21 protein-coding genes, 1 CRISPR repeat array and 1 riboswitch are annotated in these 21,968 nt (G+C 35.6%); of the genes, 17 read left to right on the top strand and 4 right to left on the bottom strand.

From position 1 onward, the window contains the following. Positions 1-17: 17 nt before the first annotated feature. Positions 18-881: a D-alanyl-D-alanine carboxypeptidase family protein gene (locus tag M0R79_RS02425; protein ID WP_248416582.1), complete on the top strand. Its 864-nt coding sequence runs from the start codon at positions 18-20 to the stop codon at positions 879-881. A 277-nt stretch (positions 882-1,158) separates the two neighbouring features. Further along, entirely contained in the window at positions 1,159-1,794 is a 636-nt protein-coding gene (locus tag M0R79_RS02430) for a hypothetical protein (RefSeq protein WP_248416581.1), read from the top strand. A 140-nt stretch (positions 1,795-1,934) separates the two neighbouring features. Here M0R79_RS02430 and M0R79_RS02435 read toward each other — a convergent pair whose 3' ends face one another. Further along, complete coding sequence (locus M0R79_RS02435) at positions 1,935-2,669, bottom strand: MerR family transcriptional regulator (RefSeq protein ID WP_248416580.1); 735 nt, start codon at positions 2,667-2,669, stop codon at positions 1,935-1,937. A 237-nt stretch (positions 2,670-2,906) separates the two neighbouring features. Between M0R79_RS02435 and M0R79_RS02440 the strand changes: the two genes are divergently transcribed. The 8 genes from M0R79_RS02440 (at position 2,907) to cas2 (ending at position 11,988) form a co-directional block, all read left to right on the top strand. After that, positions 2,907-3,419, top strand: coding sequence for a GrpB family protein (locus tag M0R79_RS02440; protein ID WP_248416579.1), 513 nt, complete (start codon positions 2,907-2,909; stop codon positions 3,417-3,419). 410 nt (positions 3,420-3,829) lie between these two features. Beyond that, positions 3,830-6,256, top strand: a complete 2,427-nt coding sequence (gene cas3, locus M0R79_RS02445; protein WP_248416578.1) for a CRISPR-associated helicase Cas3' — start codon at positions 3,830-3,832, stop codon at positions 6,254-6,256. A 279-nt stretch (positions 6,257-6,535) separates the two neighbouring features. Then, the gene (cas5c, locus tag M0R79_RS02450; protein ID WP_248416577.1) at positions 6,536-7,264 is read left to right on the top strand and encodes a type I-C CRISPR-associated protein Cas5c; all 729 of its coding nucleotides are present in this window, start codon (positions 6,536-6,538) and stop codon (positions 7,262-7,264) included. Beyond that, positions 7,261-9,147 carry a type I-C CRISPR-associated protein Cas8c/Csd1 gene (cas8c, locus tag M0R79_RS02455; protein WP_248416576.1) on the top strand — a complete coding sequence of 629 codons (1,887 nt, stop codon included), beginning with the start codon at positions 7,261-7,263 and terminating at the stop codon, positions 9,145-9,147. The genes cas5c and cas8c overlap by 4 nt, the downstream gene beginning before the upstream one ends. Continuing rightward, positions 9,140-10,003 carry a type I-C CRISPR-associated protein Cas7/Csd2 gene (cas7c, locus tag M0R79_RS02460; protein WP_248416575.1) on the top strand — a complete coding sequence of 288 codons (864 nt, stop codon included), beginning with the start codon at positions 9,140-9,142 and terminating at the stop codon, positions 10,001-10,003. Before cas8c ends, cas7c begins: the two co-directional genes overlap by 8 nt. A gap of 1 nt (position 10,004) precedes the next feature. Beyond that, positions 10,005-10,661, top strand: a complete 657-nt coding sequence (gene cas4, locus M0R79_RS02465; protein ID WP_248416574.1) for a CRISPR-associated protein Cas4 — start codon at positions 10,005-10,007, stop codon at positions 10,659-10,661. Next, complete coding sequence (cas1c, locus tag M0R79_RS02470) at positions 10,658-11,689, top strand: type I-C CRISPR-associated endonuclease Cas1c (protein WP_248416573.1); 1,032 nt, start codon at positions 10,658-10,660, stop codon at positions 11,687-11,689. The genes cas4 and cas1c overlap by 4 nt, the downstream gene beginning before the upstream one ends. 5 nt (positions 11,690-11,694) lie before the next feature. After that, positions 11,695-11,988, top strand: coding sequence for a CRISPR-associated endonuclease Cas2 (gene cas2 / locus M0R79_RS02475; protein WP_248416572.1), 294 nt, complete (start codon positions 11,695-11,697; stop codon positions 11,986-11,988). A gap of 162 nt (positions 11,989-12,150) precedes the next feature. Further along, a CRISPR array of direct repeats spans positions 12,151-13,516; the repeat unit is 32 nt; unit sequence GTCGCACCCCGTGTGGGTGCGTGGATTGAAAT. Between the two features lie 193 nt (positions 13,517-13,709). On the opposite strand, the gene M0R79_RS02480 is transcribed toward cas2, so the two are convergent. Both M0R79_RS02480 and M0R79_RS02485 read right to left on the bottom strand, forming a co-directional pair. Continuing rightward, on the bottom strand, positions 13,710-14,096 hold the full coding sequence (locus M0R79_RS02480) for a type II toxin-antitoxin system HicB family antitoxin (RefSeq protein WP_248416571.1): 387 nt from the start codon (positions 14,094-14,096) through the stop codon (positions 13,710-13,712). 49 nt (positions 14,097-14,145) lie between these two features. After that, entirely contained in the window at positions 14,146-14,328 is a 183-nt protein-coding gene (locus tag M0R79_RS02485) for a type II toxin-antitoxin system HicA family toxin (RefSeq protein WP_248416570.1), read from the bottom strand. A gap of 280 nt (positions 14,329-14,608) precedes the next feature. Between M0R79_RS02485 and M0R79_RS02490 the strand changes: the two genes are divergently transcribed. From M0R79_RS02490 to M0R79_RS02500, 3 genes are all read left to right on the top strand, one after another. After that, positions 14,609-15,436: an exodeoxyribonuclease III gene (locus M0R79_RS02490; RefSeq protein ID WP_248416569.1), complete on the top strand. Its 828-nt coding sequence runs from the start codon at positions 14,609-14,611 to the stop codon at positions 15,434-15,436. Positions 15,437-15,540: 104 nt separating this feature from the next. Continuing rightward, positions 15,541-16,071 (top strand): DUF1836 domain-containing protein, encoded by a 531-nt coding sequence (locus M0R79_RS02495; RefSeq protein ID WP_248416568.1) that lies wholly within the window; start codon positions 15,541-15,543, stop codon positions 16,069-16,071. Beyond that, the gene (locus M0R79_RS02500; protein ID WP_248416567.1) at positions 16,064-16,924 is read left to right on the top strand and encodes a DegV family protein; all 861 of its coding nucleotides are present in this window, start codon (positions 16,064-16,066) and stop codon (positions 16,922-16,924) included. The genes M0R79_RS02495 and M0R79_RS02500 overlap by 8 nt, the downstream gene beginning before the upstream one ends. 378 nt (positions 16,925-17,302) lie before the next feature. On the opposite strand, the gene M0R79_RS02505 is transcribed toward M0R79_RS02500, so the two are convergent. Further along, the gene (locus tag M0R79_RS02505; protein WP_248416566.1) at positions 17,303-18,010 is read right to left on the bottom strand and encodes a DNA alkylation repair protein; all 708 of its coding nucleotides are present in this window, start codon (positions 18,008-18,010) and stop codon (positions 17,303-17,305) included. A gap of 130 nt (positions 18,011-18,140) precedes the next feature. Here M0R79_RS02505 and M0R79_RS02510 point away from each other — a divergent pair, with 130 nt between their 5' ends. The 4 genes from M0R79_RS02510 to M0R79_RS02525 all read left to right on the top strand — a co-directional run bounded on the left by M0R79_RS02510 (position 18,141) and on the right by M0R79_RS02525 (position 21,968). Beyond that, positions 18,141-19,160 carry a serine hydrolase gene (locus M0R79_RS02510; RefSeq protein ID WP_248416565.1) on the top strand — a complete coding sequence of 340 codons (1,020 nt, stop codon included), beginning with the start codon at positions 18,141-18,143 and terminating at the stop codon, positions 19,158-19,160. Positions 19,161-19,240: 80 nt separating this feature from the next. Then, positions 19,241-19,876, top strand: a complete 636-nt coding sequence (locus tag M0R79_RS02515) for an HD domain-containing protein (RefSeq protein WP_248416564.1) — start codon at positions 19,241-19,243, stop codon at positions 19,874-19,876. Positions 19,877-20,004: 128 nt separating this feature from the next. Then, positions 20,005-20,119: riboswitch (FMN riboswitch) on the top strand. 131 nt (positions 20,120-20,250) lie between these two features. Beyond that, complete coding sequence (ribD, locus tag M0R79_RS02520) at positions 20,251-21,321, top strand: bifunctional diaminohydroxyphosphoribosylaminopyrimidine deaminase/5-amino-6-(5-phosphoribosylamino)uracil reductase RibD (RefSeq protein WP_375163567.1); 1,071 nt, start codon at positions 20,251-20,253, stop codon at positions 21,319-21,321. After that, a complete protein-coding gene (locus tag M0R79_RS02525) occupies positions 21,321-21,968 on the top strand; it encodes a riboflavin synthase (RefSeq protein ID WP_248416562.1) in 648 nt (215 codons plus the stop codon). Before ribD ends, M0R79_RS02525 begins: the two co-directional genes overlap by 1 nt.

The following is a 21,968-nucleotide window of genomic DNA, read 5'->3' on the forward strand; positions in this document are numbered from 1 at the left end:
TAAAGGAGAGAGTTTTCTTGAGATCTATTAAGCGTGTGGGATTGTTTGTGATTATCCTAATTATTATAGTGGCTGGCTATCGAGCGTCATTATTAATAAAATACCAACAAGCATACTATTCAGAGAGTATTTATGTTTATAATCTCACACAAGATAAGGTTGAACTTGCCTTTAATGAAAATAAAAGAAGGAAACAGGCTTCCTTAACCAAACTAATGACGGCATGGGTTGGCTTAAAATATGTTGAAAATCTTGACCAAATGATACCCATCAATGAGGATGTGTATCTAGAATCTGTTAATAATAATGCATCCATGGCTGGCTTTTTTGGCAATGAGAGTGTGACGGTTCGGGATTTATTATATGGGACTATCCTTCCGTCTGGGGCGGAATGCGCTAATACATTGGCCACTAGTTTGTTTGATCACTATGATAATTTCATAGAAATAATGAATCAGGAAGCAAATAGGATGGCGTTAACCAATACACATTATGAAAATGCGGATGGCATGGATATGGAAAATCATTATTCTTCAGCCAAAGACGTAGCCCTGTTAATGAAAGAATGTATTCAGGACGAAAATTATTTAACAATATTAATGACGCCAACTTATCTATCAACTCCGACATTGGATCATCCAGATGGTATATGGATGGAGAGTACAATTTATGCGAAACTCATCAATAACGAAGACTATGCCGGAAACATCTTAGGGGGAAAATCAGGAACCACAGAGGGCGCTGGTCTCTGCTGGGCGACACTCGCAGAGAAAAATAATCAGTATTATATAATTGTGGTTATGGGAGCTCCAGTCGGTGATATTTATAACCCGAATGAATTTCAAGTAGCAGATACATTGAAGATTATAAATGAATTGTAAAAAAAGATGATGACCATTTGGATTTATTAAACAACTTATAAAATTCCATACATTAGTCTAGAAACCAGTCGAGACCTTAATATTGATTTAGGTATGGAATTATATACCGATAAAGTATGTGGAATGAAGCATAGCTACAGAAATAAAAAGACAAATTTATTTGAAACAACGAAGTTCTGAAAATGATTGGCGATAGAAAATATTTCTATCGCTCATTTATCTTGTATAATTAAAATAATTATTTGAATTATTTGGAAGTGAAGGCGAGGACTTTAGAATGAAAGAAGATGCTAATTTTTCATTAATTACATTTATTGAATCCAGACCCTTACATGATGGTTTTTTTAATGAAATTGTCATTCAATTAAATGTTATTAGTAAAGAAGTTTCGATTGTCGAGACGAAATATTACCTATACGATGCCCCAGCTATCGATGTAAGAGGGTGGTATAAAATATCAGCTAAGAAGGATATTGAAACGTCGTATTCCAAAAATGCAAGAAGAATAAAGAATCCCTTAACTCAAGATCAGTGGAAACAACTAGCAACATATGAGTTGAGAGAAGAGGTTGTTAGATCGAGGGGAATTAAGCTCTCAGAAGAACAAATAAAACTCATATTACCATATTGTAAAGTTTCTGATTTTGAGCCTTATAGAAACAGAAAAATGGATATGAAAGACCCAGGATATATTGGTTATCGAGATGGGGTGAGTATGGAATTTATTGGAGTTTCTAATTCAGGGCTACCAGTTATTCAATTACCCATGGATTATTATTTTACAGCTGAATATGAGTGGCCAAGTGAGCGGTTATATAGAGTGTTAGTTACAGAAGTACTTAACAAAGATTCGCGTTTCGATGACTTTATGCTTATGTATGGTGGGCTTTCAATATTCTTTCGATTCTTTTAATTGTTTCCATTTAGAATTTTTGTGCAAGTTCAAATCATTTTTCGAAATTTTGTTCTCATAATCAATTAAAATAAATGCTAATCACAAAAGACAGTAAATCATTGTGTCTACTGTCTTTTGGTTATCGTATTGTGTATATATTATTTTTCTGCAACGTATTGTTGGATGGCATCACACACATACTGTGCTGTCCCTTTACCAAATTTATCTATATTATTTTTAAATTCTGTGTTTTGAACGTACAAATGACCTATACTAGAAAATACGGCCACTTCACAATCAAAACAGTATTTGCATAGATGGTCATGCAGTTTTTTTGCTAAGACAATATTTTCTTGAGCAATAGCGCTTAAACCATTTGCCATGTTTTTGGAAAATGCAAAGAAAATATCATTGAAACCTTCCGTCAGTTCCTGTTCTTTTCCTTTCTGTCTATTCATCGACTCTTCAACAACATCTTTCCCATATTTCTTTATCGCATCCTGTTTATATTTCTGATTGTCTTGATAGGCAAATCCTATAAATTTTTCTTGAGTCGCCATCGTTATTCTCCTTTCGTGTGACAAAATTGTCTTTTCCAAAGTACCTATGAGTGTTAGAAGTTTTTCTTTCTCTTGGTGCATTAGATTAAGTTGTTTACGAAGATGCGATAATATTTCTGTATCCTCTTCTTTCAGCAAGACTTTGATTTGTTTTAGCGAAAAACCTAAGTATTTATAGAACAATATCATTTGTAGAAATGACATATCCTCTTCAGTGTAGTAACGGTAGCCATTTTCCTTTTTTTGAGGAGACAGCAGGCCAATGGCATCATAGTGGTGTAAAGTGCGCACCGAAACACCACTCATTTCGCTGACTTTTTTAATCAAATACATCCAAATACCTCCTAACAAGATGAATTGTAAACTATAACCTAAGGTCATGGTCAACCGAAAGGTTGTATTTTTTATAATTAACTTTTATTTCGACAGTAGTTTAAGAAAAACAGGTAGATTTGTAGAAAGCTGATATATTTTTAGTAGAGTGATAGTAGCACGTTAGATATTTGTCGATTGCATCAACAAGATCAAAAAAGAAATAAATAAATCGAAATGAATGGGTGTGATTAGTCAATGAGAACGAAAAAAGTAGTCGTTGAAAAATGGAACCCCAAATGGCAAGAAGAATTTGAAAAAATAGTAGATTCATTAGGAGAAGACATCATTCAAAATTCAATCAAGATTGAACACGTAGGAAGTACAGCCGTTCAAGGTCTATCAGCCAAACCAATTATTGATCTTGATATTGTCATTGAAAATGACAAATTTACCCTTGTTAAGAAGTTACTGAAGGACCGAGGCTATGAGCATGAGGGAGACTTAGGTATTAAAGGTAGGGAGGCTTTCTCATACATTAACAAAAAAGAATTAATGAACCATCACTTATATGTTTGTCCTCAGGATTCTGAAGAACTAATCAGACATGTTACATTTCGGAATTTTTTGAGAAAGCACCCATCATTAATATCAGAGTATTCTAAAGTGAAAGAACAGGCAGCTAAACTTTATCCAAATAATATAGATAAATATATGGAATTCAAAGCAGAAATCATTGAAATAATCTATAAACAGTGCGGGTTAGAATAAATACTTATTCATCTCTGTGTTACAAGTGAAAATTATGATCTTAATTTTCAGATAAATATTTTTTTCAAAGATTTGAAGAGTTTGCTGGGAAATATGTCTAGAAAAACAGTATTTATCTCACACCATGTGGATGCGTGGATTCAAATAAGGCCTTTAAATTGAAAACAAAACTATAATACTCCGAATTTTGATGGCAATAGCCGCCAAGATTCGGATTTTGTTATTTTGAGACTTTTTATCAGCTTAGATAACTTGAAAGATAAATTAATCTATTTATTCTAAAGTTTGTGAATTATTAAAATTTTAAAGGTTTTAAATTTTAACGTTATAATATTTGTATTTTCAAAATAAATTATATTAAATAACTATTTCTTTTATTGTATAATTTAGGAGTGAGAGGAGAAGTTTAATTGGAACTGTTAGGGCATTATAATTGTGAAACTGGTCAAAAACAATTGTTGTTAGATCATCTTTTTAATGTAGCTAGATTAGGAAGAAAAGAAGCAGAATCCATTAATCAAGGATATGTGATTTATTTACTAGGGTTGTTTCATGATTTAGGAAAAGCAGATCGTAATTTTCAAAAAAAGCTATTAGAAAACCCCAATATGCATGTCAATCATTCTTCAGCCGGAGCAAAATTTATTGAAAATTTTATCATAGGATGCTTAGATGAATATTCTATAGACCAACAAGAAAAATTGATAGAATTTTGTGAGATTTTGATGTATGTGATTACAGCTCATCATGGAATTTATGACATTCCAGTTAAATCAAGAAAAAACAATAAAAAAATAAACAAACTTTTTGAGAGAGTAGATTATGATCGTAACGAGGCATCTATTCAATATGCTTACGAACAGGATGTGATCCCATTTACCAAAACGCTCGAAGTGGTATTATCTCAACAAGAAAGTATGACTTTTAATGTGTTGTTTCATTTAGCATTTCAAGAGTTTCTCGGAATACAAGAGAAAATCAAAACGGATAACCGAGAAGAGAGTTCATTTTATAGAGGAATGCTAGTTCGTTTGTATCTTTCATTTCTAAAAAATGCAGATATAAAAGATACTATCAATGCTTTTGAAGAAAAAATTAGTGAGAGAGATAATGAAAAGAATAAACAGCTAATAAACACCTATTTGAATTCTGTCGAGGAACTTTATTTGTCATTTGGTAATCCTCAAACTGAGATGAATCGAATTCGAACCAAACTAGCAAATCAAATTAAAGTGAGAGGAAAACAAGATGGTTCAGGAATATTTCGTTTGAATTTACCAACTGGGTCTGGCAAGACTTTGATGAGTCTTCGTTATGCTTGTCAACAGATGGTAAACCAAAATAAGAGACAATTTTTCTACATTGCTCCATTTCTATCTATTTTGGAGCAAAATGCGCTTGCTATGAAAAACATTATAGGGAATGAAGGCGTTCTGGAACATCATTCCAATATTTTTGACGAGGAATTGAATACTTATGATATTGAGGAAAGTCAGATAAGTGAAATAGATGAAGCAAAGAAAGACTATTTATTAGATAGTTGGGATAGCAATGCTGTCTTAACAACTATGGTTCAATTTTTTCAAACTCTTTTTAAGGGGAAGTCTGCGAATATTCGAAGATTCTCGCGTTTAGCAAAGAGTGTAATTATTTTGGATGAAGTACAGTCTTTACCAATAGAGGTAACGAGTCTGTTTAACTTATCGATGAATTTTTTGGCTAAAGCTATGGACGCAACGGTAGTCTTATGTACTGCTACTCAACCTAAATATGATGATGAATCAATCCCGTTTGAGATAGATTATGGGGGAAACAACCGAGAAGATGTAGATTTAGTTACCTTAACTAAAGAAGAGCGCAGTATTTTTGATCGAGTCGTTGTAAATAAGCTGAATGGTAATCAAATTTCTGATTTAGAGCATATTGTATCAGAAGTTCAAGCTCATCCCGATGAATCGATTCTCATTATTTTGAATACAAAAAAAGCGGCAGAAAATCTATATATCAAATTAACAACAAACACAAATAGAGAATGTTATTATTTATCTACTAATTTATGTCCTTATCATCGCATGGAAATTATTGACCAAATGAGGGATCAATTAAACAAAATACCGATTGTATGTGTGAGTACTCAACTTATTGAAGCGGGTGTGGATTTAGATTTTAATCGGCTAATTCGCTCTTATGCAGGCATTGACTCTTTAGTCCAAGCAATGGGACGATGTAATCGAGAAGGTAGTATGAGAGATAAAGGTAAGGTCTCATTGGTAAGAGTCTCCAAAGAAATTGAAAATATTTCGATGCTTAAGGGATATAAAAATAAAAGAGATATTACAGAACAGATCATTTATTCGTTGGATTCCCCACTTAATATTACAGAACTAAATGATCAATTTTATGAATATTATTATGCGAATAGTCATTATAATGATTTTAATTATCCATTAGCAAAAGATATGCCAACGGGCTTTGATTTGTTGTCTTTGAATGAAGAGAATTGTCAAAATTTGGATGTCAACTATTTGAGCCAGTCATTTTCTACCGCGGCCAAGCAAATAGATTTAATCGCTAATATTACTCATCCTGTAATTGTTAATTATAATAATAATCAGCAATTGATAGAAGAATTAATTGACGCAACTCGCAAATATGAATTTGAAAAGGTTGCAAATCTTCAAAAGAAGTTACAAGTATATACAATTAATATTTATTCTCTTGAAAAATACAAAGAAGCGATTATTAAAACCCCTAATGAAAATGTTTTAATTCTGGCAGAAAGTAATTATGATTCGAAACTGGGTCTGAGAGAAGAAGCGAATTTCATGCAATTTTAAAAACACTATAATTTTATAGTGTTTCTACAAAAATAATATAACTATTTCAATCCGCACAGTCTACTGTGATAGTAAATATTATAACAAAATCATCTTAAATGTAAAATTCAGCATGTTTTAAATTTAAATATAATATAACTGAAGACAAAACAATAGGCGTTTGGTATTATATAGCTAAATAAAATAAATCATTGCGATAAGGTGGGGATTTTGTAAAATGAAATTATTTATTTGCAGGAAAATCATGTAAGCAAACTTTAAATAGATAGGAGGCATCTTATGGAAAGATCGAAGGATTTTTATATGAAAATTAAAGGCAATTATGCTTTGTTTACGGATCCTTCTACCAAAGGAGGCGGGGAAAAAGTATCGTATTCTATTCCTACAAAACAGGCGTTGATTGGAATAGTCGATGCGTGCTATTTTAAACCAACCTTTGTTAACCATGTTGAGGCAGTTAAAGTAATGAGTCCTATACAAACACAGGTAAGTGGTAGTAGAGCTTTGTTGAATAATTACGGAGCTGATTTAAATTATTATTCTTATCTGGTAGATGTAGAATATCTAATAAAATTCCATTTTACATGGAATCTAAATAGAAGAGATTTAATAAATGATCGTAAGATGAAGAAACACGAATCTATTATGGAACGCTCTATAAAAAGAGGTGGCAGAAGGGACATCTTTTTGGGGACTAGAGAATGTGTGGGTTTCGTTGATTGGATTTCAGAAGAAGATTTTTTAAGCAGTTCTAGTCATTATCAGGACAAGAAAATCTCCTTAGGTATCATGTTTAATCAATTCCGCTATCCTACCCAAGAAAAAGAGAAATTACGAGCTTATTATAGTGAAGTGATCATGGATCAAGGGTTAGTTGAGTTTAAAGATTTGGATAGCTGTACCATTTATAACGAAGTTAAAGACTATAATTATAAATCTGCGAAAGAAATAAAATCGGTCGAACAAGAATATACAGAATATATGAGTTGGGAGGATGGATCACAATGAGTTTCCTTTCTGCTCTTTACCATTCTTACGATTCAGCTGAAAAAGCTGGACTAGTAGATAAACATGATGGGAATGAAACCATTTTACTCCCACTATATCATACTAGTCTAAACTCAACCGGTAAGAATATTATTAAAATATTTTTAACTGAAACAGGTCAATTTTACAAAGCTGAGATATTGGATAAAGGAGCAGAAATTATTTTTCCAGTCACTGATAAATCTGTAGCAAGGACTGGTAAAAATTTCTCAGCACATCCTCTAACTGATAAATTCTCCTATTATTTGACTGAAGAACCTATAAAACATGAAAACTATCTCAAAGAATTAAATAAATTTATAGATAACCTTAGTCCTTCTAGCGATTGTTTTAAATTTATGAAAATAGTAAAGAATTTCATTACATTAGAAGATATGTATTTATTGATTTTTTCTGATATCTTTCCCGGTTATGATTATAAGTTGAAAGGAAATATGCTTTATTATACCAGTGGGAAAAAAGAATTAAAAATTAAATTAGATAATTATTTTTTAACGTTTGAAATTCTTAACTTCAAAGATAAAAAGAGTTTTAATGTAACTAATTATGTAGATCTGCATCAGGCATATATTCGGTACGTAGAAAGCAGAGGGGAAACAAAGGGTATTTGTTGTATTTCCGGGCAAATGCAATCAATAACGACAAAGCATCGAGGCATTATGGGTAATGCAAAAGTTGTTTCAGTAAGTAACAATAAAGAAACTTACTATGGTCGATTTAAAGATAAGTCAGACATTCTGAGTGTAGGTTATCAAACTTCTGAGAAGGCCCATTTAATGTTAAAATTTTTGCTAGATAATAAGAATTCGTGTCGTTGGATGGGTGATCAGCAGTACCTAATAAATTGGTTTTCCGATGATATTAAGAATCATCAAGAATTTGATTTAACGGACATGAAAAGAATACGTTTTTCTGGTTTAAAAACGAATAAGATAAATAAACCAGTGACGGTTGATAATAAAGAAGTCGGTAACGCCTTTGGATTTGGTTGGGATAATTTAAATTATGATTCTCAATATTATCTTGCAATTGTGGATCAGGCTTCGAATGGCCGTATTTCTATTAAATATTTTCGTGAATTGCCAACTTCAGAATTGAAAAGAAACTTACAAACTTGGCATGAAAAATATCATTGGTATCTTTTTAATAAGAATAGTTTAAAATATGAACACGCAACAGCGAGTTTTTATCAAATTATGAAAGCAACCTATGGTATTGAACGGGATGGAGAATTAATTTTACCTAAAAAAAGTTTTCAGAAAGATTTATATGTAAAAATGATTGGGTATTTAATTGATGGTGCACGCATGCCTAAATTCATTTCTAAGCAATTGGCTATTAATATTCGTCAACGTCATCGATATGATAAGACTTGGAAAGATGTGCTTTTTGTAGCGCAAGGAATATTGAATAATGAAAGACAAGGAGGTTATGACACGATGTTAGATAAAGAAAATAATAACTGCTCTTATTTATATGGTCGTTTATTAGCAATCTATGATTTAATTGAACAAAATACTTTTGTAAAGGAGAATCAGAATAAAGATAAGCGACTAACTAATGCTCAAAATTATTGGACAGTTTATAATCGCACGCCTGCGACGACTATGAAATTATTAGAGAATAAAGTTAAACCTTATGAAAAGAAATTAAGAGTATCAAAACCAGGATTATTTTATAAATTAGAAAAAGAGAAGTCTGAAATAATTAACAAGTTACATGATTTTGCCTATTCTGAACAGTTAGCAGATAAATCGTTGGATTTTGATTTTATATTTGGTTATCAAGCGGAGATAGATTTTGTTTATACGAAGAAAGAAAAGGAGGAGAAGCAAAATGATTAATAACAAGATTGATTTTATTTTAACAATAGAGGTGCAAAATGCTAACCCTAATGGAGATCCTTTAGCAGGTAATATGCCTAGAACTGATTCAAAAGGATTTGGTGAAATTAGTGACGTCGCAATCAAAAGAAAAATTAGAAATCGTATGCAAGACTTAGGTAATGATATTTTTGTAGTTGCTAAGGATCGTGCCGTAGATGGATTTAAATCTTTAGAAGAACGCTTTAAGAGTGTATTTGAAAAGAAGAGTAAATTTTCCGATGATGTCGTTGAAAAAACTTCGTGCGAGAAATGGTTGGATGTGAGATCATTCGGACAAGTAATAACTTATCAAAATCGATCTATTGGAATCAGGGGCCCTATTTCAATTGGAATAACTAAATCGTTACAACCAGTAGAAGTAGTAACGATGCAAATAACCAAATCAGTTAACGGTAAAGAGACAGAAAATAAAAATGACAAATCATCCGACACAATGGGAAGTAAACATTTTGTTGAGCATGGTGTCTATGTTATTTATGGTTCTGTGAATGCTTATTTCGCCGATAAGACCGGATTTAGTGAAAATGATTTACAAACTATTAAAGAATGTTTAACAACACTTTTTGTTAACGATGCTTCTTCAGCTAGACCTGAAGGATCAATGGAAGTGAAAGAATTATTCTGGTTTGAGCATTCAAATAAATTAGGGAATATCTCATCTTCAAAAATTCGTGAATTGTTGTTATGGGATGTTCCAAACGAAGAATTAGATAAACGAATTCAATATTCAGACTACAATATCCGAATTGATGCAGAGAAACTAAAAGAACTTGAAGAAAATGGTTTGAAACTCGAAATTATTCCAGGATATTAATATGAACTATTCTGAAGAAGAATATTTAATGTTGAGTGGTATTCAGCATTATTATTTTTGCAAAAGACAATGGGCATTGATTCACATCGAGCAACAATGGGCAGAAAACCAGCATACGACTTTAGGTAGTTTTCTACATGAGAAAGCAGATAAACCTTTATTGAAAGAAAGTAGGAAAGGTCTTATTATTTCAAGGGCGATGCCAATCTCTTCGTCAGAACTTGGTTTAAGTGGGATTCTAGATATTTGTGAGTTTCATCAAGTCTCGGATGGAGTCGAATTAAAAAATCACCTTGGTTTGTGGAAGCCTGTTATCGTAGAGTATAAAAAAGGAAAAGAAAAGATAAATGATTTAGATAAGTTACAGTTGGCTGCGCAGGCTATTTGTTTAGAAGAAATGTATCAGATTCATATTGATGAATCATATCTTTATTATTTTTCTACGAATCGTAGAATTTTAGTTTCTTTAACAAATCAATTGAAAGAAAAAGTGAGAGTTATTTCAAGAGAAATGCATCAGCTGTATAACAAAACAGAGACACCACCCGCTGAATTTTTTAAGAATTGTCGGCAATGTTCCTTATATAATATCTGTATGCCAAGGATCAGTAAACGGAAAAGATCTGTCAATAATTATTTATATGGAGAACAAATATGAAAAAATTATTGAACACTTTATACATTACAAACGAAGATTATTATTTGAGTAAAGACAATGATAATATTGTAATATTAAATGAAGGAAAAACAATCGGTCGTTTTCCTAAACATATTATTAGTCAAATTATTTGTTTTAATTATGTGGGTTGTAGTCCAGCTTTTATGAAAATGTGTATGGAGGAAAATATTTTACTTTCTTTTCTCTCTCCTGGTGGATGGTTCTGCGGTCGGGTTATTGGACCGACTAATGGAAATGTTTTGTTAAGGAGAAAACAATTTATTATGGCTGATAATGAAGAAAGTCTTGAATTTGTTAGAAATATTATTTACGCCAAGGCATATAATTCGCGTAAAGTTCTTGAAAGGGGTTTGCGAGACCATAAAGATAGACTCAATGATAACAAAGTTATCTTGGCCGTTGAATCTATTATTAATTTGATGGATCAAATTAAGTTGGCTTCTGATAAAGATAGTTTGCGAGGACTTGAAGGAAGCGTTGCCCGAATTTATTTTTCAGTTTTCGATGAATTAATTTTTAAAAATAGAGATGTATTTTACTTTTTTCAAAGAACTAAAAGACCTCCTTTAGACTGTGTGAATGCTTTGTTGTCTTTTCTATATTCTATGTTAACGCTAGACTGTCAGGCAGCTCTTGAAGCGGTAGGTATAGATAGCTACGTTGGTTTTTTTCATACTGATCGACCTGGTAGAAGAAGCATGGCTTTGGATTTAGTTGAAGAATTTAGGGCCTATATAGTTGATCGAATGGTGTTGACTTTAATCAATTTACAAATTGTGAATAGAAAAGATTTTGAATTTAAAGAAAACGGAGCTGTACTACTAAATGATAAAGGAAGAACCAAAGTTTTAGAATATTGGCAAAAAAGAAAACATGAAGAAATACTCCATCCATTTTTGAATGAAAAAATAAAAATTGGCTTATTACCACATGTACAATCTATGTTGTTAAGTAGATTTATTCGAGGAGATTTAGAAATGTATCCACCATTTCTAATGAAAGGATGAGACTATTGATGGTTCTAGTAACATATGATGTAGAAACAGTGACATCAGATGGTCGAAAAAGATTAAGGAAAGTAGCAAAACTCTGTTTGAATTTTGGGCAACGTGTTCAAAACTCAGTATTTGAATGTAGTGTAGACCCTGGGCAATTTGTATCATTAAAGAAACAAATTGAAAAAATTATTGACCCCTCAAGTGACAGTATTCGATTTTATCTTTTAGGAAAAAATTGGGAACGAAGAGTAGAAAGTATAGGAAAAGATGAAACATATAATCCTGATACCGGCTTTTTACTAATCTAAGAACCGAAGTTACACATAAAAAGCTAATAGTTTCGCGTAAGTAATATGAGAAAACGATGTGTGTTTTATTACAAAAAGTATATTTTTATTGAAATTCTAATAAAAAAAGGTTCAACTAGAAAAAATTTCTAGTTATACTTGCAACCTTTACTAAAAAATGCAGTCGCACCCCGTGTGGGTGCGTGGATTGAAATCATGGACTCGCCCATAATTTCAACAATTTCGTCTGCAGTCGCACCCCGTGTGGGTGCGTGGATTGAAATCAGTTACTCGCACTCGGTATGTTCATCCGTAAGTCGTCGCACCCCGTGTGGGTGCGTGGATTGAAATGAAATTCCTCGATATAAGTCGTGCCATTAAGGTCGGTCGCACCCCGTGTGGGTGCGTGGATTGAAATTGTTAATTCCGTTCAAAGATGAGCTGCAAGGCAAAGTCGCACCCCGTGTGGGTGCGTGGATTGAAATATCATTCAGAATCGCTAAATATTGTTTCGTCATGTCGCACCCCGTGTGGGTGCGTGGATTGAAATAGAATATACCGGGGAACCTCAATGGAAAATTGTCCGTCGCACCCCGTGTGGGTGCGTGGATTGAAATTTTATATTTTACAGAAAATATTGTCGTACCGAGTGTCGCACCCCGTGTGGGTGCGTGGATTGAAATAGGGTTACTAGGGGTTGCCATGTTCCGTTGATAGTGTCGCACCCCGTGTGGGTGCGTGGATTGAAATAGAAATGCTTAGTGCGGTTGACTTAGACTTTAGTGAGTCGCACCCCGTGTGGGTGCGTGGATTGAAATAGGTCTTTACGTGCCTGCTCATAAATTCGCTTCACGTCGCACCCCGTGTGGGTGCGTGGATTGAAATGTTTTCTTGGTCTGTCCGACCCCACTTCTATCCTTGTCGCACCCCGTGTGGGTGCGTGGATTGAAATAATCATCACCAACGCCCCTAGTTTATCCGCACAAGTCGCACCCCGTGTGGGTGCGTGGATTGAAATAATTTATTTAATCGTTTAGTACTAGTTGGATAGCGTCGCACCCCGTGTGGGTGCGTGGATTGAAATAAAAACTTTTTTAACAAAGAAAACACCATCACACCGTCGCACCCCGTGTGGGTGCGTGGATTGAAATTCAAGATTGCGAATTAATAAAATAATACTCTTTCGTCGCACCCCGTGTGGGTGCGTGGATTGAAATTTTGCTTTGATATTGTCTAGGTCTTGCTCGGCATCGTCGCACCCCGTGTGGGTGCGTGGATTGAAATTCTTTCCAATGGCTCTAGGTTGAGTCCTTGGATTGTCGCACCCCGTGTGGGTGCGTGGATTGAAATAATCAGATTATCGCCAACATCCAAGGTAGGGAAATGTCGCACCCCGTGTGGGTGCGTGGATTGAAATATTACCAAGACAGCTTAAATCTTTCTGACGCTATTGTCGCACCCCGTGTGGGTGCGTGGATTGAAATCTAGAAGCATAGTGTGATTAAAGGAGGTAAGCCGTCGCAAACCATGTGGATACGTGGATTCAAATAGGGCCTTTAAATTGAAAATAAAACCATAAAATCCGAATTTTGAGGGCAATAGCCGCCAAGATTCGGATTTTTTTCGGTAACCAGTGGGCTGAAAACTGGAAAAGAGTATCGCGAGTCAAGATTTTTCCAATCTAATAATGATATTGAACGAATTGATTGTTCAAAATGGAGAGCATAAAAAAACTAGCCGTTTCACACGCCTAGTTTTTCTTTTAATGCTTCAGTTAATGTTTGGGAGAAATTAATGTTATAGCTTACTGCGATATCGTTTAAATATTTGGGAATCGTGAGTGTTTTCTTAATTAATTTAGCTTCATGTTTTTCTCGGGCTAATTTTAAATCAACTTGGATAGGAATTAGGAGATCACCCGGTTCAATTTTAATCGATTCAGGTTCTGAAGCTTGGGGGATTTTATCGTGTTCATTCTCGGCAACTAATAACCAACCTTCAAGTAAGTCCTTGGCCATGGCTAATGCTTCAGTCAAATCATTACCAAAGGTATAGGCACCTGCTAAATCAGGAAAATGGACATTATATTGATTATTTTCTTTTGTGAAAACAGCATAGTACAGATACATTTAATCACTCCTAAATATCATTAAGAAAATATGGCTAAAGTTTAATGAGTTATTTGAGTCCCGCTTGTTTAAAAATGCTATTCAGGGTTTTAATAGGGAAATCCCTACGCGGATGAGGAACGGTTACTTTACCCTTTTTAACAGGATGTTTGAAATGTTTATGATTACCAACAGATCCGACAAGATACCAACCATCTTCTTTTAAATATTTAATAATTTCTTTCGAATCCACTTCAATCTCCTTTATAGATTTTAGCACGTATTTATATACGTGTAAATAAATTTTTATTATGATATTTATAAAACTAATCAATCCACTCAAGCGTTTGTCAGAGGCTGGTTTTTTTAGAGATTGATTATGTCGTTTTAAGAGTATTAGATAGACTTTCTAGATTGATTTTATTTCTTTATCCGCCATCTTTAATTTTTACCTCTAATCAATCCCTGTTCTATATTGTTCTAAAGGTCTATGCTATAATTTAAATGATAAGCATTAAATAAGGAGAGTAGTTATGAGATTAATTTCATGGAATATTGATTCATTAAATGCAGCTTTAACTTCAGATTCTGCGCGCGCCATCCTATCACGAGAAGTGCTCAACACGATTAAAGAATTGAATCCAGATATTATTGCCTTACAAGAAACAAAGTTATCGATTAAAGGTCCGACTAAGAAACACTTAGAAGTTCTTGTCTCTTACTTCCCCGACTATGACCTTTGCTGGACTTCTTCGGAAGAACCCGCCCGCAAGAGTTATGCTGGGACCATGTTCTTATACAAAAAGGCTTACCAACCTCAAGTAAGTTTCCCTAAAATTGGTGGACCTGAACCAATGGATAGTGAAGGACGAATTATTACTTTAGAATTCGATGATTGTTTCATTACCCAGGTTTATACACCAAACGCGGGTGATCAACTGCGTCGACTGGCTCATCGTCAAGTTTGGGATCAGAAGTATGCTGATTACCTCAGTCAATTAGATCAAATCAAACCTGTCTTAGCTACAGGAGATTATAATGTTGCTCATAAAGAAATCGACTTAGCCCATCCCGAATCTAATCATATGCATGCAGGCTTTACTGACGAAGAGCGGGCAGGCTTTACAGCCCTTTTGAATCGTGGTTTTATCGATACATTCCGTCATCTACATGGTGATGTCGAAGGACAATATACTTGGTGGGCTCAACGAGTGAAGACCAGTAAAATTAATAACTCAGGTTGGAGAATTGATTATTGGTTAGTCTCAAACCGGATTGCCGATAAAGTTCTTACTTCAACCATGATTGACTCCGGAAGTCGTCAAGACCATACGCCAATAATGATGGAAATCGACTTATAAAAATCGAATGTCCACAGTTCTCCATCTTTGTCCTCAAAAATATTGACTTTTCTTTTATAAATCGCTAATATATGGTTATCTTGACTAGATACGGAGGATTAATCATGTTAGATAGCGAAGCCATCTTGAATTTTCGTTGTCCACGCTGGGATGATTTACCTGCAGAAACCTTGTTTAATCGTGAAGTGGTCGATTATTTATCAAAGACACTTTCCGTATTATTCGCGGAAGATGATTTTATAACGCAGACGATCATTCAAAATTACAGCAAACGTGGCATTATTCCTAAATTAGCTGGTAGGAAATACGAACGAGAACATATCGCTTATCTGATTATCATATTAATTTATAAACAGATTTTGAGTATCGATCGGGTCAAGCAAGGTGTTGATTTACAATTGGCTTTAATGTCACCAGCACAAGCCTATAATGTTTTCGCTGTGGCTTTGGATCAAGCTATTCAACGAACTTTCAAACCCGTTTTCGAACAAGATAGATATACCATTGCTGCTCAACCAATTGAATTAAATAGTGAAGGTGTTCAGGTCATTGCCAATGCCTTTGCCTTAAAATTATTAGGAACGATTATTATCCAAGCAGAAGGATATAGAAAAGTAGGGGGAAAAGATGAATAAACTCGTCGTTGTTACGGATACCGCATCCGATTTAACCTTTGAAATCGCTGAAAAATATAATATTGCTTTGATTCCTTATCAGTTACAAATGGGTGACCATCATTATAACGACCAAGTCGATATTAGTGCTGAAGAATTCTACGCCACAATGGAGAATTATGATGTCCTATCTACTGGGATTCCTTCAATCCAGACCGTAATTAATAAATTAGAAGAATTACAAAAAGAAGGCTATACCCAAGCCCTTTTAGTCTGTTCATCAGACCGGATTACCGGTATGGAGCAACTTTATCAAGTCGTTAAAGATGAATATAGTGATATGGATTTATATATCGTTAATAGTGGCCAAATTGCTTCTAGTACGGGACTTTTGGCGATTTATGCTGCTCAATTAGTTCAACAAGGACAAACCATTGATGAAGTCTTGTCCGAATTAGACCGCGTAGGTCAACATATTAATATCTTTGCGGTCTTTAGAACCCTGACTTATATTATAAAGGGAGGCCGTCTGAATAAATATAAGGGGGCCATTGGCAATCTGTTAAATATCAATCCGATTCTATCTGAGGTCAATCGTGAAGTAAGTATTATCAAGAAAGTCCGTGGTACCAAACGGAGCTTGCAAGCTCTGATTGACCAAGCTAAAGAGGAATTAGGTCAATCTAAGGAATATATGATTGCAATTTTCCATGCCAATAACCCTGAAGAAGTAGAAGAAGTCAAGAAACAAATGGCTGATGAAATCAGCAAAGCCAAATTATTCTTGGTAAGTAACTTAACTCCAGTCTTGGGTAGCCATTCAGGACCTAAAGCGATTGGTATATCAACAATCCGGATTGATGGGATTCAATAAACTAAACTGAATATACAAAATTACCCCCATTTTTATTTAGGCTCTTACTTGTCGAAACTATTCCGACAATCCTAATTTCGGAAATGGGGGTTAAATAACGTTTTATAAGAAATTAAATTGGAAATACATGTATCCACTTGCTATATCGTTTTTTCGCATGAATTATCTGTCTTAATGAAATAATAAAGCCATTGTCACTGCTAAGAGCCTTGAATATCCACCTAGCTTACATGGCCATAGCGAATATTAGCTTCGGCGATGTCTATTGAATTGAATCTGGAGAAGTCCTGGCTTTTAAGAACGATCTCTTGCCTGTATCTTAGTTCGATTAATTTTTGTTTTTTAATGATAGTTTATCAAGTTAAGACCATTAATGACTTAACAACGCACGTATTTGCGTTTAAATCCAATCCGATCTTTCTCGACCTGCTTTTGAATTTGCTCGTAGGCCGAGAGTTTTTTTATTTTCTGTTGCGGATTCATGATTTCCACGCTACCAATTTGGTCAGCAATCTGTAGCGCCTCTTGATGAAGAGGGCGATAGGAAATACCCACCGTTTGGATAAAATTAACTAAACTAGACTTAACTACATCCGGAGCATCGGCCATTTCAGCTTGCGCCTGGTTTAATAGCTTATTCATCTTTTGTTGATCGAATTGCTCATCTGGCCAGCGTCCTAGGGACCAACAATAAGTAGACCAGCCTGCTGATCGATCTAGGGGGCGGCTGGATTGAATCCATTGATCGGCCAAGGTTTGATTAAGCGGAGATTCAGTTAAGGTCACGGCCACGACGAAATCTGAGATCATGTAGAAATAAGCCTGATCCAGCCAGCGATTAAAGTCCGCTTCGGTCATGGCTAAGGGGTCGGCAATCACTCCAGCGAAATACATGGCATCATAATTCCCACTAGCATAAAGTTCTTCTGCTAAATCCTGATCTTGTTTAATTTGCCGGCTTAAGGGTTTCATCGCCCCTGTATTCACCCCAAATAAAGGCTCATGAGCCCCGTTCTTTAGATAAATCTTTTTGGTTCGTTCTTTACCCAAGCTTTCCAATTCTTTCATCACAGTTTGATAATCCATTGGACTTTGCTCCTTTTTGCTAAACTATAGCATAATTTCTGGCTGAAGTATTTAGACATGCTTTATGAATTGTATTTTCATTCCATTAGGGTACAATATGACTAAGTTTATTTGGAAGGGTGAAAATGTTGTGTCGAAGACCCAGAAAATGATCCTGGCCTTAACCCTGATTCTTATAATATTGGCTTCTAGTCTAGTATTGGGACTGACTAAGCAAACTCGCCGCCAGGAGCTGGCGGCCCGTCAGGCTATTGAGGAATCAATCCAAGAATCTGTTCAGGCGATTAAAGAGGCTGAACAAAAAGAATTGGCTAAATTTGATTACCCGTCTGACATTTACGACAAAGAATTACTAGAAAAAGATCAACTTCAAGTATTAGCGACTGATCAATTTTCCAGTGTGGATCAAGTCATTGAGAAAGTCTTAACCGATCATCATATAGATACGAATGCCGTTTCGATAGTTTATCAAGATTATTTGACTGGAGAAGCTTATCGCTTAAATGCAGACCAATATCGGATTGCTGCTTCGACTATCAAACCGATCTATGCCATATTATTCTTGGATCTAGTTGACAGTGGAGTGTATCAGCTGGATACTGAATTTCCTTATTCAGCATCCTACCATGCTGATGGTGCAGGCTCGATTACTAACGGTCAACCCCAAGCTTCATATAGTTTGAAGGATTTAATGGCTGAAATGATCATCTATTCTGATAATACGGCAACTAATATGTTATATTCAATTTATAATAGTCAAGTGCAACCGATTCTGCAAGCTGTGGCCCAACGAATGAACCTGCAAGATTTGCCCGCGGATTTCTATGTCGATAATTATATTACGGCAGAGGCCCTCACGCAGGCTTTAAAAGCAATCAGTCAGGAAGCAAAATATGAATACTTGCTGACGCTCATGAAAGAAGAGAAAGAACGGCAACTATTTACCCATTATGTCAAACAAGGAATGGCTAATAAATTTGGTCGAATTGATCAATATGTACATGATGCCGGAATTTATTATGAGAACGACCAAGCACAGTACAGCCTAGTTGTTTTGACGGAAAACTTAGTCGATGCTGATCAAGTCCTTGCAGAACTTAATTTGCGAGTTAATGAATGGCACCGGAGTCAAGTTCAGTCACAAGAATGACGGATTGATTTTACTTCAATCATTCCTCTCTAAATACATTGATTAGCAATCTATATTCATTAAGAAAGGAGGCGGTTCACTTGAATTTGAATCTTCAACAATATATCGAACAAGAGATTATTCCTCAATACCAAGCCTTTGATCCGGCCCATCAGTCCGAACATGTCTATCAGGTCATAGAGAACAGTTTGGCTTTAGCCGAATCGATACCCGTGAATCAGAATTTAGTTTATACAGTTGCAGCTTATCATGACCTAGGCTTAAGTAAAGGACGGGTAGGACATGAGACCGCCTCCAAATTGATTGTTTATCAGGATCGACACCTAGATCAATTCTTCAGTAAATCTGAGATTCAGCTTATCGGTGAAGCTGTTGAAGATCACCGGGCTTCAATTGAATACGAGCCACGATCAATATACGGCAAGATTGTGTCAGATGCCGATCGAGATATTGAGATTCATCGTTTGATACAACGTACGTTAAGTTTTATTCATCACTATTATAGCCAGGCCGATTATTATTATTGTCGACAAGACACTCATTCTTATTTATTAAGTAAATATGGTCCTTACGCTTCCCTCAAGCTCTGGCTAGATTTACCAGCAACGAGACAACGACTAAGAAATTTGCAAGATCAATTGATAGATCAACACGTCTTCAAACAGATTTTCGACCCGATTTATGAGGAGATAGTCGGTCCTGTTCCTAAAGATTAGCCAAGAATAGAAATTCTAGCTTTTGAATGGATTATTCTAGGAGAAATTTTAAAGAAAATGTCTTATGCGAAGCTATTGACAAGGCTTACATTATTCCCTATACTTAGATTAAATAAATATTAAAAAATTAATATCTTCAGGGCAGGGTGAAATTCCTGACCGGTGGTTATAGCCCACGAGCCGTAAGGCAGATTCGGTGTGACTCCGAAGCCGACAGTAAAGTCTGGATGAAAGAAGATAGATAAATTGAACTGTAAGAGAACCGTCCAAGGTTTTTCTTATGCTATGTTTATGTAAGCTTTTATCTACATGTCCTGTTTTCAGGGCATGTTTTTTTATTGGGGGAAATTATGATGAATGATGATCTTAAATATATGAAGCTTGCGATGGATTTGGCGGCAAAAGGGAAAGGCTGGGTCAATCCCAATCCCATGGTCGGAGCAGTCATCGTTAAGAATCAATCTATTATTGGACAAGGCTATCATCAGCAGTTCGGTGGTCTTCATGCCGAGCGAGAGGCCCTAGCCAATTGCCAAGAAGATCCATCTGGCGCCACTATCTATGTCACTTTAGAGCCGTGTTGTCATTGGGGCAAGACGCCACCTTGCACGGAGGCACTCATTAAAGCAGGAATCCAGCGAGTGGTAGTAGCTTGCTTAGACCCCAATCCTTTGGTGGCTGGCAAAGGGGTGGAAAGACTCAAAGCAGCTGGCATCTTAGTGGATGTAGGAATTTTGGCTGATCAAGTCAGTGACCAGCTTCGCTATTTCTTCCATTATATCCACACAGGTCGACCTTATGTGATTTGTAAATATGCCATGACGTTGGATGGCAAGATTGCCAGTCGAACTGGAGATTCCCAATGGATAACCGGCCCCTTAGCTCGAGAAAAGGTTCACCGACAACGTCATGAATTCATGGCCATTATGGTCGGCATCAATACTGTTCTTCAAGACGACCCGCTACTAACTTGTCGGCTGGCTGGTGATTATCGTCAACCAGTTAGAATTATTTGTGATCGTCGACTTCGCCTTCCGCTAGATTCACAGCTCGTGCGTTCAGCCAGTCAAGTTCCAACCTTAGTCGCTACGTCTAGTCAGAATTACAGAAAAATTGAACAATTGCAAGCCCATAAAGTTGAAGTGGTCCAAGTTAACGCGAATGAATCTGGGATAGATTTGTCTGCACTGCTATCTATCCTCGGTGAGAAAGGAATTGATAGTCTCTATATAGAAGGAGGGGCGCAAATCCATGGTTCGCTCGTTGATTTAGACTTAGTCAATGAGTTTCAGATTTATCTTGGTAACCAAGTCCTGGGGGGAGATCAAAGTTCAAGCCCGATTGCCGGACGAGGCTTTGCTAAGATGAATCAGGCACTGACAACAAACTTAAAGGAAATCCAACAATTAGGTAAAGATATATTTTTGCGAATGGAGGTTGAATAATGTTTACCGGAATTATTGAAGAAGTTGGTCAGGTAAAGGGAATTCAGAGCAAAGATCGGGGGAAGCGGATAGAAATCATCGCCCATGAGATTTTGACTGATGTGGAGTTGGGCGATTCGATAGCGGTCAATGGGATTTGTCTAACGGTTAATCAATTAGCTCATCAGAGTTTTACCGCGGATGTGATGCAAGAAACCTTGGATCGGACTGCTTTGGCAAAATTAGTGCCAGGAGACCGGGTCAATTTAGAAAGAGCGATGGCAGCTAACGGTCGTTTCGGCGGGCATATTGTATCGGGGCATATTGATGGGGTTGGGACTATTCGACAGATTCGACCAGATGGTATTGCCCAGCGCTATTCGATTAGAGCAAACCCTAATATCTTAAAATATGTCATCGAGAAAGGGTCGATTGCGATTGATGGGATTAGTTTAACAGTAACTGAAGTGACGGCGCAGACCTTTTCCGTGTCAATTATTCCTCATACTCAGGAACAGACCAATTTATCCGATCGGGCTGTGGGCGATCCAGTCAATTTAGAAGTAGATATTGTAGGAAAATATATCGAGAAATTCATTAATCAAGACAAAACAGGTCCAACCAAAATGAATCAAGATTTTCTTCAAGTACATGGTTTTATGGCATAG

The organism is Ignavigranum ruoffiae (genome assembly GCF_023195815.2).
In the GTDB taxonomy this organism is placed as follows: Bacteria; Bacillota; Bacilli; order Lactobacillales; family Aerococcaceae; genus Ignavigranum; species Ignavigranum ruoffiae.

Excerpts from the sequence above, each read along its gene's own strand:
- M0R79_RS02440 (WP_248416579.1), top strand. The coding sequence starts at position 2,907 with ATGAGAACGAAAAAAGTAGTCGTTGAAAAATGGAACCCCAAATGGCAA.
- cas1c (WP_248416573.1), top strand. The coding sequence starts at position 10,658 with ATGAAAAAATTATTGAACACTTTATACATTACAAACGAAGATTATTAT.
- cas7c (WP_248416575.1), top strand. The coding sequence starts at position 9,140 with ATGATTAATAACAAGATTGATTTTATTTTAACAATAGAGGTGCAAAAT.
- M0R79_RS02500 (WP_248416567.1), top strand. The coding sequence starts at position 16,064 with ATGAATAAACTCGTCGTTGTTACGGATACCGCATCCGATTTAACCTTT.
- M0R79_RS02505 (WP_248416566.1), bottom strand. The coding sequence starts at position 18,010 with ATGGATTATCAAACTGTGATGAAAGAATTGGAAAGCTTGGGTAAAGAA.
- cas5c (WP_248416577.1), top strand. The coding sequence starts at position 6,536 with ATGGAAAGATCGAAGGATTTTTATATGAAAATTAAAGGCAATTATGCT.
- M0R79_RS02490 (WP_248416569.1), top strand. The coding sequence starts at position 14,609 with ATGAGATTAATTTCATGGAATATTGATTCATTAAATGCAGCTTTAACT.
- M0R79_RS02430 (WP_248416581.1), top strand. The coding sequence starts at position 1,159 with ATGAAAGAAGATGCTAATTTTTCATTAATTACATTTATTGAATCCAGA.
- cas4 (WP_248416574.1), top strand. The coding sequence starts at position 10,005 with ATGAACTATTCTGAAGAAGAATATTTAATGTTGAGTGGTATTCAGCAT.
- M0R79_RS02480 (WP_248416571.1), bottom strand. The coding sequence starts at position 14,096 with ATGTATCTGTACTATGCTGTTTTCACAAAAGAAAATAATCAATATAAT.
- M0R79_RS02435 (WP_248416580.1), bottom strand. The coding sequence starts at position 2,669 with ATGTATTTGATTAAAAAAGTCAGCGAAATGAGTGGTGTTTCGGTGCGC.
- M0R79_RS02495 (WP_248416568.1), top strand. The coding sequence starts at position 15,541 with ATGTTAGATAGCGAAGCCATCTTGAATTTTCGTTGTCCACGCTGGGAT.
- M0R79_RS02525 (WP_248416562.1), top strand. The coding sequence starts at position 21,321 with ATGTTTACCGGAATTATTGAAGAAGTTGGTCAGGTAAAGGGAATTCAG.
- cas8c (WP_248416576.1), top strand. The coding sequence starts at position 7,261 with ATGAGTTTCCTTTCTGCTCTTTACCATTCTTACGATTCAGCTGAAAAA.
- ribD (WP_375163567.1), top strand. The coding sequence starts at position 20,251 with ATGAAGCTTGCGATGGATTTGGCGGCAAAAGGGAAAGGCTGGGTCAAT.